The 13,549-nt window shown below is 26.9% G+C and carries 14 protein-coding genes; 8 read left to right on the forward strand and 6 right to left on the reverse strand.

Annotation, left to right across the window (positions count from 1 at the left end; all coding sequences use genetic code 11):
• Positions 1-8 precede the first annotated feature (8 nt).
• The 3 genes from Q0617_RS11570 to Q0617_RS11580 all read right to left on the reverse strand — a co-directional run bounded on the left by Q0617_RS11570 (position 9) and on the right by Q0617_RS11580 (position 2,852).
• Positions 9-1,874 (reverse strand): Mu transposase C-terminal domain-containing protein, encoded by a 1,866-nt coding sequence (locus Q0617_RS11570; protein WP_298753459.1) that lies wholly within the window; start codon positions 1,872-1,874, stop codon positions 9-11.
• A complete protein-coding gene (locus Q0617_RS11575; protein WP_298753460.1) occupies positions 1,861-2,505 on the reverse strand; it encodes a TnsA endonuclease N-terminal domain-containing protein in 645 nt (214 codons plus the stop codon). Before Q0617_RS11575 ends, Q0617_RS11570 begins: the two co-directional genes overlap by 14 nt.
• A gap of 77 nt (positions 2,506-2,582) precedes the next feature.
• Positions 2,583-2,852: a hypothetical protein gene (locus Q0617_RS11580; protein ID WP_298753461.1), complete on the reverse strand. Its 270-nt coding sequence runs from the start codon at positions 2,850-2,852 to the stop codon at positions 2,583-2,585.
• Positions 2,853-2,954: 102 nt separating this feature from the next.
• On the opposite strand from Q0617_RS11580, the gene Q0617_RS11585 reads away from it, so the two are divergent.
• The 8 genes from Q0617_RS11585 to Q0617_RS11620 all read left to right on the forward strand — a co-directional run bounded on the left by Q0617_RS11585 (position 2,955) and on the right by Q0617_RS11620 (position 9,660).
• Positions 2,955-3,623 carry an ATP-binding protein gene (locus Q0617_RS11585; RefSeq protein ID WP_298753548.1) on the forward strand — a complete coding sequence of 223 codons (669 nt, stop codon included), beginning with the start codon at positions 2,955-2,957 and terminating at the stop codon, positions 3,621-3,623.
• A gap of 68 nt (positions 3,624-3,691) precedes the next feature.
• Complete coding sequence (gene era / locus Q0617_RS11590) at positions 3,692-4,573, forward strand: GTPase Era (RefSeq protein WP_298753463.1); 882 nt, start codon at positions 3,692-3,694, stop codon at positions 4,571-4,573.
• Between the two features lie 124 nt (positions 4,574-4,697).
• Positions 4,698-5,561 (forward strand): hypothetical protein, encoded by an 864-nt coding sequence (locus Q0617_RS11595; RefSeq protein ID WP_298753464.1) that lies wholly within the window; start codon positions 4,698-4,700, stop codon positions 5,559-5,561.
• Complete coding sequence (locus Q0617_RS11600) at positions 5,533-6,219, forward strand: hypothetical protein (RefSeq protein WP_298753465.1); 687 nt, start codon at positions 5,533-5,535, stop codon at positions 6,217-6,219. Before Q0617_RS11595 ends, Q0617_RS11600 begins: the two co-directional genes overlap by 29 nt.
• The gene (locus Q0617_RS11605; protein WP_298753466.1) at positions 6,203-7,552 is read left to right on the forward strand and encodes a GspE/PulE family protein; all 1,350 of its coding nucleotides are present in this window, start codon (positions 6,203-6,205) and stop codon (positions 7,550-7,552) included. Before Q0617_RS11600 ends, Q0617_RS11605 begins: the two co-directional genes overlap by 17 nt.
• Positions 7,549-8,745, forward strand: coding sequence for a type II secretion system F family protein (locus Q0617_RS11610; protein WP_298753467.1), 1,197 nt, complete (start codon positions 7,549-7,551; stop codon positions 8,743-8,745). The genes Q0617_RS11605 and Q0617_RS11610 overlap by 4 nt, the downstream gene beginning before the upstream one ends.
• 11 nt (positions 8,746-8,756) lie before the next feature.
• Complete coding sequence (gene folE / locus Q0617_RS11615) at positions 8,757-9,329, forward strand: GTP cyclohydrolase I FolE (protein ID WP_298753468.1); 573 nt, start codon at positions 8,757-8,759, stop codon at positions 9,327-9,329.
• A 4-nt stretch (positions 9,330-9,333) separates the two neighbouring features.
• Positions 9,334-9,660 (forward strand): hypothetical protein, encoded by a 327-nt coding sequence (locus Q0617_RS11620; protein WP_298753469.1) that lies wholly within the window; start codon positions 9,334-9,336, stop codon positions 9,658-9,660.
• On the opposite strand, the gene Q0617_RS11625 is transcribed toward Q0617_RS11620, so the two are convergent.
• From Q0617_RS11625 to Q0617_RS11635, 3 genes are read right to left on the reverse strand one after another with little or no spacing between them, the layout of a single operon-like run.
• The gene (locus Q0617_RS11625) at positions 9,657-10,958 is read right to left on the reverse strand and encodes an ATP-binding protein (protein ID WP_298753470.1); all 1,302 of its coding nucleotides are present in this window, start codon (positions 10,956-10,958) and stop codon (positions 9,657-9,659) included. The genes Q0617_RS11620 and Q0617_RS11625 overlap by 4 nt on opposite strands.
• 41 nt (positions 10,959-10,999) lie before the next feature.
• Positions 11,000-12,349, reverse strand: coding sequence for a magnesium transporter (gene mgtE / locus Q0617_RS11630; protein ID WP_366517905.1), 1,350 nt, complete (start codon positions 12,347-12,349; stop codon positions 11,000-11,002).
• 8 nt (positions 12,350-12,357) lie between these two features.
• Positions 12,358-13,506 (reverse strand): peptidoglycan DD-metalloendopeptidase family protein, encoded by a 1,149-nt coding sequence (locus Q0617_RS11635; protein WP_298753472.1) that lies wholly within the window; start codon positions 13,504-13,506, stop codon positions 12,358-12,360.
• Positions 13,507-13,549 lie beyond the last annotated feature (43 nt).

A 13,549-nucleotide genomic window follows, 5' to 3' on the forward strand; every position in this document is an offset into this window, starting at 1 on the left:
TTATGCCTTTAAATATCTATTTCATCAAATGGTTGAATGTCTTTAAACATATCATCTAAATTATTATCTGAATTTGTTTCTTTTTCTTCAATATATTGTGGTTTGTTTTTTGGTTTTAAATTATCAAAATCTTGTTTTTCTTTTCTTGCTTTTTTGGCAGCTTGTTTACGACGTGCACTTTTAGTTTTTAAAGCAGCTTCTTCTTGCATTTTTTGCATTTTTTCATAAGTTCTAAAAAGAATATTTTCATCATAGTCTTGAATATTTTTATCATCTAAATATTTTCTAACGTGTCTAAGCTCCCAAATAGAAATAGGTGGATAGGTTATGTTTCTGTAGGGAACAGGAAAGTATTGTTTAATATCAGGATCATAAAACCATATTGTGCTTATATCTCTTGGATCTCTTTTAAATATAAATTTTCTAGCACTTTTATCTTGATTTTTTGCTTTTATCCATCTTCTTAATGAATCTGAATAATACTGTATTTTGTCAATTTTAACTCCAGATTGTTGAATAGTCCTTTCTTCTGTAGGAAGAAGAGATATTTTAAAAGTTTCTTCATCATCTATTTTTTCAGGTAAACCCCTACCTGGATTATCATCATCTCCAAATATACCTTGTTCATATTTCTTTTCAGGAGTCATACGAATTCCAGAATGAAGATTTTTATGATAAAAGTTAACAATATAAATTGCATACCATTGTTCTAATTCATTTAAAGTCATAATAGAAAATTTATCTGAATTGTATTCTCCACGTTTTTTAATATCTGAAAAAGTAGTACCAGGCAATGTATGAACTATATTCATGCAAGTACCGACCAGTTTTTCTATGTGTCCTCCAAATTGAGGTTTCTTTACTGGTCTCCATGAGATTGTAATACCTAGTTCTTCACATACTCTTTGTAGGTTATTGCTTCGGAACTCTTTTGCATTGTCAAGCCCGTAAGCACGAGGAATTCCAAAGATATTCCATTCTCCTTGAACATTAATATGTCTTAAATATTTTTCTTTTGGAAGTACAGATTGAGTTATACATTGTTGAACAGAAAAGTAACTAGGTTCATCAAGACTAAGAAAGAAGCCTGTTATCATTCTGCTATATACATCAATAGCGACTGTTAAGTAAGGTCTTCCTATGGGTTGTCTATATTTTTCATCAACAATTATTATATCTACTGGTGTATGGTCAATTTGTATAAAATCAAGTGGATATTTTCCTTCAGGAAATTGACCATCTGTATTTCTATATTTTCTATCTGCTAAAATGGGACTTTCTCTATATTTTAATTTTTTCTTTTCGGTAATATCATTAATTCTAGTTCTTACAGTATTTTCACTTGGTGGAGTTATTTTTGCATTTTTACATCGTCTTACAATATCAAAATATACTTGTCTTGCTGAATACTTTTGACGACTTAAGTATAAATCATTGATTACTTTTTGTATTACAAGTTCAGTTTCTTCATTAACTCTAATTAATCCTTTTGCTCCCTTGGAAGAATGTTTTGGTAAGAGTGAACTAAGTATTGGATTTTCTGTATATTCATTAAGCCATCTATAAATTGTAGTAATATGAATATTATTATCATTCGAAGCTTCTTCTTTAGTTTTTTCTTTAGTTAAAATTGGTTTGAGTATTTTTAATCTTCTTTTCGCTTCATTCCAATCTTTGTCAGGTATATCATCATAGTAGATATGTGTTACATCTTTTTGAGCTTCTGCTTTTAAGTATTTAATTTCTAATGTTTCTTTTTTATTTGTTTTATTATTAATTGCTATGATTGAATTAAAATCAACTTGTTTAAATATAATATATTCCTCATCTTTGAAATATACAGTTGAACCTATGTTTAGATTAATCTTCTTCATTATTAATCCTTAGAATAGAACTATTAGTAATTTTTTCTTGCATATTGACAATAAGTTTATTATGGAAAATTAATGCCCAGATATATGGTAAATGCTCAGCTTGTTTAAATTTATTATCATCTAATTCATTTAATAAATCTTTTACAGAAATTGAATCTATTTTTTTACATATTGTTAAAATATTAAGAGGTAGTATTTTATTATTAAGATCTCTATATCTATACAAAAATAAAGCATTTTCTAAAAAAACAGAATTAATCTTTAATTCAGTAAATACTTTAAAGTTCATATCATTATTTGTAACATACTCTTCTATTTTATTGAGTTTTTCCTGGAAAAATACTTTTTTTTCTTTTATTTCATTGCTCATTTTAATTTCATATACATCAGGTAATGAATTATCAAAATAATGAACTAATGCGTCAGGAGTATACTTGAATGTACGATTATTTCTAGTGTAGTAAATTGTAAAAGGTTGTTCTTCGTAAGTTTTTACATTTGTGTTAAATTCAAGAAGTAAATAAAAGTCACGTTCTAATAGTGATTCGTAAGATACATTACATTTGTTTTTATAGCTTGGAAATGTACCTGTAACACTTCTATAGTTTTTTGGTATTTTTCTAGAAGGCATTGCAAAACCTTTTATAAAATTTATATATTATATTTAAAAAATTATTATATTAAGATATATTACTTATAAGTACCTATTTAAAACATTTTGTCGGTATTATTTATTGCTTCACCTATTTCTTCTTTTGACCATCCCTTATATGGGTAACTAATAATTTCTCCTGTTTGAACTGAGACATACGGATAATCTAGATATGTTTTATCTATTTTAGCTAAAGTTTTTCTTCTCTTTTCTTCATCATCTGTGGCTTTTTTAGCTTCAGTAGATAATTTTGGATAACCAAAAGCTAGTTCTGTAAGTTCATCTTCTGTTAAATTATTTAAATCATATTTCATAATATTACTCATTCGCATTATTTATTAATAAGTTTATACCTAGTTGCATTATTTATTGAATAATTTGCATTAAATATTGAATATATTTGTAAAAAACTAGACATTTTTAGCTGTATATTAGCATCATTTGTTGCAAATGTCAGAGGTACAATAAACTCTAAAATAGGAGAGATAGCTCTATCAAATAACGGAATCCTCTTTTTTGATGAACTACCACACTTCTCAAAAACTATACTTGAAGCTATGAGAGAACCACTAGAAGATTATAAGATATTAATATCAAGGGTAAATTCAAAAATAAATTATGAAACAAAGTTCCTATTTGCCTGTGCTATGAATCCATGTCCATGTGGAAATTTATTGAGTAAGAGTAAAGAGTGTAGATGTAATGATATAGAAATCACAAGATATAAAGGAAAACTTTCAGACCCATTTTGTGATAGGATTGATTTGTTTGTTACTATGAATGAAGTCAATTATGAAGATAAAGCAGATATTGATTCTAAAAAGATGCATAAAATGGTACAAAATGCTTTTACTTTACAGATAAAAAGAGGGCAGAGTGATTTAAATGGAAAGCTAAAAGATGAAGATATAAATAAATATTGTCTTTTAGATGCCCAAAGTGAAAATATCTTAAATATGGCAACCCAAAATTATTCACTCTCTTTTAGAAGTATAAACAAAGTTTTAAAAGTAGCAAGGACAATTGCAGATTTACAAGCTAGTGAAAATATAAAAAAAGAGCATCTTTTAGAAGCACTAAGTTTCAGAAAAAGATGATTTTATTGTATAATGCGAAAAAATTAGATTTTACGAAGAAAACTTCGTATTGATTACAAAGGATTAAGATGACAAAATGCGGATATGTATCAGTAATAGGAAGACCAAATGCAGGTAAGAGTTCACTATTAAATTGGCTAGTTGGTGAAAAGATTGCAATGGTTTCTCATAAAGCAAATGCTACAAGAAAAAGATCAAATATAATTGTAATGCATGAAAATGACCAAGTTATATTTGTAGATACTCCAGGATTACATGAAACTGAAAAACTATTAAACCAGTTTATGCTTGATGAAGCACTAAAGGCTATGGGGGATTGTGATTTAATACTTTTTTTAGCACCAGTTACTGATAAAATTTCTCATTATGAGGCATTTTTAGAAAAGAATAAAAAAAATACAAAGCACTTATTACTTCTTACAAAGATTGATTTTGTTTCAAATGAAGAGGTATTAGAAAAGATGAAAGAGTATGAGCAGTATTCAGACAAGTATGAGTCTATAATACCTGTATCTATTAAAAAAGCTACAACACATGCAGATATTTTAGATGTAGTAGTTAAGCATTTGCCAGAACACCCTTATTTGTTTGACCCAGAAATTTTAACAACTGACCATTTAAGAGATATTTTTAAAGAGTTTATTAGAGAGTCAATTTTCGAAAATATTTCAGATGAGATTCCTTATGAGACAGATGTATTGATAAATAAAGTTGAAGAGAAAAAGAATGTAGATGTAATAAAAGCTACAATTATCGTACAAAAATCTACACAAAAGGGTATGATTATTGGAAAAGGTGCCACAGCCATTAAAAGAATAGGGAAAGATGCTAGAGTAAAAATAGAGAAACTTACTGGTAAAAAGTGCTTCTTAGAACTATTTGTTTCTATTAAAAAAGGGTGGACTAAAAACAAAGAGGGATTAAAAGACTTAGGTTACGATATAGACTAAGGATTATTTGCTCTTTGAGTAAAAGTTTCACATAAATTATATTTTTGTAACTTATGTGAAACTACATATAAAACTTTTAAGTTTTAAAATAATATAATTTATTATCTTATTTTGGAAAACTTACATGTTAAAAAATGCACTTTTATTAGATTCTATTTATACAAAGCTTTTTAAAGTATCTGAAGAAATTTTAGATAAGAACATAGACGAGTTTATATTACATAATATAAAAGAAAATAATACCTTCAAAAAAAATCATAATATTTTTTATAATTACTTAGATAAAACAAAAGAGTATTTTGTATGCTATTTCGAAAATAAAGATATTTCTCTTACAACAATAGATATTATAATTGAGTTTATAAAAAATAAAAATCTTGATAATAAAAGTCTACTAATATATTTTCAAGACTATTTTTTACTGTTTAACCACTCAAGATTTTACTACTTTCAAAAAATTGAAAAAGAACTTATCCATGAAGATATTGAAGAGTATATAAAAAAAAGATTTAAGTTCGATATTGATGAAAGTTACCGTGTAAATAGTTCTGATATAAACAAGCTAATTACTGATAAAAAGTACAAAAGCTCTTTAAATTATATAGAAAACAGAAGCGCATCAAAAATATATTCTATATATTTGATAGTTTTATTTTTGATTGGATTTTCTATTTTTACTTACGAGTATAACAATAAAAGAATGATAGAAGAGCAAAGAGTACTTAGCTTAGAAAAGAAAAAAATACAAAATTATATAAACAAAAAAGATGCTCTTTATTATAAAACTACATTATTACTCAATGAAATAAGAGAAAACAACTTAAAGATAAAAGAGTATGCTTTTTTAAATAAGAGTTTAAAGGTAACTATTGTTTTAAGTAATAGTGCCAATGCTTACGCTTTTTTACAAAAATATAAAAATATAAAAGTTCACTCATTTATTAAAACTAAGGATGGCTATGAAATTAGTTCAGAAGTTACTTTTTAATAAATATTATTCCTTATTACTTTATGGTTTACCTTTTGTTCTTATGAGCTATTTTTTATATAGTAATTTTTATCAAAATAGTATAAATAAAAGTAGTCTCAATCAAAAAGCCGATTTTATAAAAAAAGAAAAAAGTATAAAATTATTTGATTTTGCAAAAGATTTAGAAACTCATATAAATAAAAACAATCTAGAAATAAAAAACTTCAAAATAGCCTCAAATACTATAGTTATGAATCTTGAAGGAGATTTTGTTATAAGTGTTAAAATTATTGATTATATTGAAAAGTATAGTCCAAACTTAGACATTAAAAGAGTTAGATTTGAGGCTTTAAGTGATAAAAAGATTGATTTAAATATTGAAGTTAAATTAACAAAAAGAGTAAATTATTATAAAAAGCAAGTTTCAAAAGAGATTTCAAGTGATACGTTATATCAAAAATATAAGCAGACAATTAATAAAGTGAATAATAAAAATAAGCAGGTAGAAATTTCTGCAATTATTGGTAAAAGTGTTTTAGTGGATAATACTTGGTACGAAGAGGGGAATAATATAGATAACAAAAAAATAGTTTTAATAAAAAGTGACCATATTGATTTGCAGCAAGAGGGAGATATTAAAAAAATCTGGATGTATGATAATGAATTTACTAGATAATTTTATATGTGACTACTCATTAATCAATAATTTTGATTTAGCTCAGCTAAAAGAAAACTTAATATTACCAATAAAAAAAGATCAATACTTTATGAGTGTTGCTGTATGTTCCAAAACTAAGAACTTAGATAACTTTTCTGAAAATATAGTACTCAAAGAGGTAAAATCTTTTAAAAATGAAATACTATTTTGTTTAGATGATTTTGAGAAAAAACATGAGATATATAAGACCTATAAAAATGCACTCACTTTAAACCAAGAAAAATCAATACAAAGTTTTTTTGAAAAACTATTGGCATACGCACTAGATAAAAAATGTAGTGATATTCATATTGAGACATTAGTTGATTGTTTAATAATCAGGTTAAGAATAGATGGTCTTTTAAAGACCTATTTTAGTTTTGAAAAAGAGTTTTATATGTTACTTAGTTCATATATTAAGTTAATATCAAATATGGATATTACTCAAAAAAGAGAGCCACAAAATGGAAGGTTTGCAAAACTCATAAAGGAAAAAAGAGTAGACTTTAGAGTCTCTACTATGCCTATTATTACAGGAGAGTCTATAGTATTGAGAATATTAGATAATGGAGTGAATAAGAAAGATTTAAATAGTATAGGCTTTGATAACATTGTTTTAAAAAAAGTCAAAAATTCAATTATCAAATCAAATGGACTTATTCTTGTGACAGGCCCAACGGGAAGTGGTAAAACAACAACTTTATACTCTATTTTAAATGAGTTAAATGATAGTTCAAAAAAAATCATAACAATAGAAGACCCAGTTGAATATCAAATAAAAGGTATACAACAAGTATCTATTAATAATGAGATTGGATTAAAATTTAATGATGTATTAAAAAATATTTTACGTCAAGACCCAGACATCATTATGATTGGGGAGATTAGAGATGAAGAGTCTTTAAGTATCGCAATTCAAGCCTCTTTGACAGGACATCTAGTTTTTAGTACCTTACATACAAATGATTCCATATCAACTCTTTCAAGACTTGTTGATTTAAATGCAAAACCATATCTAATAGCTTCAACTTTAAAAGCAGTGATTGCTCAAAGATTAGTTTTAAAACTCTGCTCTTTCTGTAGTGATGGCTGCAGTAGATGCAACTATACAAGATTTGATGGTAGATTATCTTTATTTGAGTTTTTGGAGTTTGATGAAACTATCTCCTCTATGGTTTCAAAAGGTTCCCATAAAAGTGAGATTTTAGAGTTTGCATTAAGTAAAGGCTTTAAATCTTTACACGATGATGCAAAAGAAAAAATTGAACAAAAACTTACAACTATTGAAGAAGTAGATAAAGTATTGTTTTGAATAAATACAAAATAAAGTATCAAGAAAATCAAGAAATCAAATCAAAGATTATTAGTACAAATAGTTTAGAAAACGAAGATTTACCTAATAATATTATAAAAATAAAAGAGTTGAAAAAGTTCAACTACAAAAACATACAACAACTCTCAAAGGCAAATGAAGAGCAGATAATTGAGCTTTTTATTCAGCTTAGTATTATGTTAGAATCAAATATACTACTTCCTGATGCGATAAAAATTTTATCAAAAAGTATCAAAAATAGCTTTTTACAAAATATTTTAAAAGATATGAATAGTGCACTTGAAAGTGGAAGACCAGTATATAAAGCCCTAGAAAAATATGAAAAAGATTTGGATTCGATTATTATTGCTTTTTTTAAAATATTTGAACAAAATGGAAATATAAAACCTGTCATTTCAGCCCTAGCAACTTTGCTAAAAATAAAAATGAAAAACAAGCGTGATTTAAAAACATCTTTAAGATACCCAATTGTTGTATTTGTCACATTTATTTTTGCATTGGGATTAATTTTTAGTTTTGTAATTCCAAAGTTTGAGAATATATTTTTACAGTACCAAATGCAACTGCCAGTGGCAACTATTATGTTGTTAGGGGTAAAGAATTTCTTTATAAACTACTCTTTACATACCTTTGTAGTAGTTGTTATATTGTATTTTTTAACAAAATTTCTTACATCCAAATATGATAGGCTTTTACTTTTTAAAGATGAGTTCACAATAAAATATTTTCCTATATTTGGAAAGCTTTCAAAAAACTATGAGTTGTATAATTTTTTTGTTGCTTTAGATATTTTGTTAAAATCAAAATATGAGTTTCATCTATGTATGGAAAATGCATCACTTTTAATAAAAAATAAATACCTTTTGGCTAGAATGTCATCTATTAACAAATATCTTAAAAATGGTAAATCAATTGCATATGCTTTTGAGGTAACGGATTTATTTGATGAATTGGTTATTAGTTTAATAAGAAGTGGTGAGGCTGGAAACTCTATAGATATATCTATTCAAAGATTACAAATTATGTATGAAAAAGAGTTTGAAAAAAGAGTTAAAAATCTTACATCAGTTATAGAACCACTTTTTTTTATACTTATTTCATCATTGATATTATGGATTATGCTTGCTATTTTTACTCCAATTTGGAATATGAGTGAGATGTTAAATATTTAAAGGTTTTATATATGAAAGATGAACAAAAATTTGAAGAAGCAGTAAGAAGTATGCTTGAACATGTTGGTGAAGATATAAGTAGAGAAGGGCTAGAAAAAACTCCAAGTAGAGTAAGAAAAGCTTTTGAGTTCATGTGTAGTGGATATGAGCAAAATCCTGAAGAGATAATTAATTCTGCACTTTTTACAAGTTCAAATGATGAAATGGTTGTTATAAAAGATATAGAGTTTTATTCTATGTGTGAGCACCATATGTTACCAATTATAGGAAAAGCACATGTGGCATATATCCCAAATGGAAAAGTTGTAGGTCTTTCAAAAATCCCAAGAGTTGTTGATGTATTTGCTAGAAGATTACAAATTCAAGAACAGATGACAGAACAAATCTGCGATGCTCTTCATAAGGCTTTAAACCCAAAAGGTGTTGCTGTTATGATAGATGCAAGACATATGTGTATGGAGATGAGAGGAGTTGAAAAAATCTGTTCTACAACTGTTACTTCTGCACTTAGAGGATTATTTAAAAAAGAGAAAAAAACTAAAGATGAATTTTTATCAATAGTAGCTCAATCTCTACACAAATAACATAATGATTGATTTAGAAAAAATCAGAAAAATAGATTTCTCCTATTTTGACTCAAATGGATATATCTATCCCTTTGAGATGATTGAAGATAGCTTAGAGTTTAAAAACAGTGAAGTTTTATGTTATATGTATTGTAAGGCTACAAATTTAAGTGCAAATGGTGAAGTCTTTTTATATTTAAAAAAAGACAAGGATGAACTCTTTTTTAGAACGAACTATTTTGCAAATAGTAGCGAATACACAAAGTTGATTAAAAGTAGTGAAGATAATATGAGCTATAAAGTTGATTTTGATAAAGATTATTTAGAACTAAGCTTAGAGCTTATTTAATTATTAAGCGGCAGGCTTATCGTAAACTTTGTACCTTTTTGTTTCTCTTTATTATAATCAAACTCTACATTTTCAACCTCAATTGAACCTTCCATATGTTTTACAACAATCTCTTCACTCATGTATAATCCAATACCAGTACCCAATGATTTACTCTTTGTAGTAAAATAAGGCTCAAATACCTTATTTATAATATTTTCATCAATGCCACCTGCATTATCTTTAATTTCAATTATGAGTTTATCTTTTTTTATATCAGTTTTAATAAATATTAATCTAGTACTTAAATTTTTTTCAATAAAGGCATCTTTAGAGTTGTTGAATAGGTTTATAAATACTTGTATTAAAGCATTGTTGTCATTTAAAATATTTATATTTTCTATTTCGTTTATAAATTCGATATTTTCATTTGTAAACTTACTTCCTATAACTTGCAATGACTTTTCAAAACTCTCTTCAACAGTAAAATTTGTTTTCTCTTTTGAGGGTTTGAAAAAACTTCTAAAATCATCTATTGTTTTTGATAAGTATTGAACAGTATCATTGATTACTTTCATTGATTGACTAATCTCTTTTTCTTCTAGTGTATTTAATTCACTTTTTAAATCAATTCCTGTAGCAACTGTTGAGATATTTGATAAGGGTTGTCTCCATTGATGGGCAATATTTTCTAAAACCTCTCCCATGGCAGCCATTTTAGACTGTTGCATCATGATTTTTTCTTTCTCTTTTACATCTGTAATATCTATTGCATTTGATATGATTGTTCTTTTATTATTTCTTATTCCAAAAGGAGCAGAATAGAAGTTCCAAATCAATGTTTTGCCCGATTTTGTTTTAATATGGTAGATACCATCATCAGTAATAGAATCAATTGTATAAAGAGAGTCAATTATATTTTTTACATTTGAAGCATCTTGTCCATAGGCAATTTTAAGCCATTTATCAATTGTATCTATCTCTTTATGTTTATATCCAGTTAGTTTTTCAAAAGTTTTATTTATTGATAAAACTTCTCCATCTTCATTAAAAACAATAATAGGAGAGGCTAAGTTATCAAGAGTTTTTTTAAAGTATTCCTTTAAATCTTGCTCTTTTTTAAACTCTTTTGAAATAAGAAAATATAAAAAGATTGAAGTGATTGATATGAAAAGCCAACCTTTAATAGTTTGTATATAAGTTAGAACTTCATTATTTTGAGTAAATAATAAAATAGCTTTATCTGAGAATAAAATCCAGAAAAAACTAAGGATAAAATATACTGTAGCAATATAAAGTGCTGTTGAAACTTTTTTCATAATTTCCTTTGCTTTTATATTATTATAACACAATTAGTAATTTATAATAAGATTAGTTTTGCAAGCATTAGAAAACTAAAAAAACCAACAATATCAGTTACAGTTGTTAGTAAAACTGTACTTCCTACAGCTGGGTCTATATCGTATTTCTTAAGAATTAGAGGAATTGATGCTCCAAAAAATCCTGCGCTAAATAGATTTATTATCATGGAAAGCCCAATTACTACTCCTAGAAGTGGAATACTAAACCAAAAATAAGCAATTATACCAATAAGAAAAGCAAATAAAACACCATTGAATAAAGAGATGAAAACCTCTTTTTTTATAGCATCTTTGGAGTTCTCAAAATCAATTTCACCCAAGGCCATTTGTCTAACCATTACAGCTAGAGTTTGTGTTCCTGCATTTCCTCCCATTGAAGCAACTATTGGCATAAGAATAGCTAGTGCAACATAGGCTTGAATAGTTTGATCAAAAAAGCCAATAACTATTGAAGCTAAAATAGCAGTTCCAAGATTTAAAAAAAGCCACATAGCTCTTTTTTTAGCAGTTGTAACTAAGCTATCATGTTCAAAATCATCATCAACACCAGCTAATTGATACATCTGCTCTGTTGCACTATCTTCAATTACATCTAAAACATCATCCGATGTAATTCTTCCCATAAGAACATTTTTATAATCAACAACAGCTACCACACTTAAATCATACTTCTCAAACTGTTTTGTTACATCTTTAATATATTCATCGTCATTTACTTTATATGGTCTAAATCTATTTGGTTCATATTCATCGATAAGTTGTTTATATGTTTTTTTGTAGTCAAAGATTATTAAATCTTCAAGCAAAATTGAGGCTACTAGTTTTTTATTATCATCTACAATATAAACTTGATGAATATTTTCAAGCTCTTTTTCTTCTTTTGCAATTCTAAGCTCTTCTATTGAATGACTAATTGTTTCATTTATATTTGCACTGAAAAGCTCTGTTTGCATATAAGCACCAGCTTCGCGCTCTTCATATCTTTTTAGCCAATTGATTTCTTCTTGGTCATCCTCTTCTAGACCATCAAAAATCTCTTTTGCTTTATCTTCATTTACCTCTTCAATCTCTTGTAAAATATCGGTTTGGTCATCAGATTCTAATTCATCAACAGCCTCTGTTAATTTTTCAATTGAGAGTTCATTATAAGCAAACTCCCTAAGTTTCTCAGGAAGCTCTAGAATTACATCCCCAAGGGTATCATCTGGCAAGTTTTTTAATACAAAAATAAAGTCATCTGGCTTTTTTTTGCTTATCTTTTTTAAAGAGTGTGCAATATCACTTGGATGTAATTTTTCTATCTCTTTTAATAGCTTACTAGGATCTTTTTCTATGTTTTTTTCACTCACCTTAATCCTTAAGCTTTAGATTTTAATATACTCTTTGATTCTATTTTTTTTAAATTTAATACTTTTTGTGTTGGCTCATCTCTTTTTTCAATAAGTTCTTGTGCTAAACTCTTTGTATATTTAAGAAACTTTTTCTTTGCATTTCCATTTAATTTTGTTTTTGTGACTCTAATTATTCTACTTGGATCTATAGCTCTTCCATTTTTATATAAACCAAAATGTAAGTGTGGTCCAGTACTCACCCCTGTTGTTCCCACATATCCAATTAATTGACCTTTTCTTACTTTACTTCCTCTTTTTAAACCACTTTTAAATCTGCTTTGGTGAGCATAAAGTGTTACATAGCCATTTTTGTGGGCTATTTTTATAACATTTCCATAACCACCTTTTCTACCTCTAAATGTGATTCTACCATCAGCTGCTGAGTATATTGCTCTTCCTCTTGGTGCAGCATAATCAATTCCAAGGTGTGCTCTATATCTTTTTAAAACTGGATGCCATCTTTTTTTTGTAAATCTGCTAGATACTCTACTGTATGTTAGGGGAACTTTAAAGAAGTAGCTTGTTAAACTTTTGGCTTTTTCATTATAGTATCTGCCATCATCTTCATTTTTAAATATAAAATATTTCTTTTTTCTTATTTGAACAACTGATGATATTATATCAGGAGTACCATGGTATTGACCCATTCTTACTTTTTGTCTATATTTAATGATGATTTTATCATCTTTTCTCATATATTTAAAATTGACACTTCCACTATAGGCTCTAATAAACTCATTGGCTAATTCACTATTTGATGTCTGATTTAAAATATCTTGATAAGGTGATGAGGTAATAGGTATAGTTACAGTTTCTACAACTTCATCAAAAACAATTGGAACAGTAGTAAATTTATAGCCATCATCATCTTTGTATATTTGAAGTTGCATCTCTTCTGATACTTCTATTAAAACTTGAACTAGCTCATTATTCTCATTTTTTGTTAAATAATACCTTGCTCCTGCTCTTATTTCAGAACATAACTCTTTATCTTCTTTTTCCAAATCAAAATAAATTTTATTATTTATATTGTACTGTTGTAAAAATGTTAGGAAGGTATCACCCTTCGGCCAAGATAATTTTTCTACTTCTAAACTGTATAGTGACGTAACCATAAGGAATATGCTAATTAAATATTTCAATTATTCTCTCTTTTTA

This window comes from uncultured Arcobacter sp. (assembly GCF_937982575.1).
GTDB lineage: Bacteria > Campylobacterota > Campylobacteria > Campylobacterales > Arcobacteraceae > Arcobacter.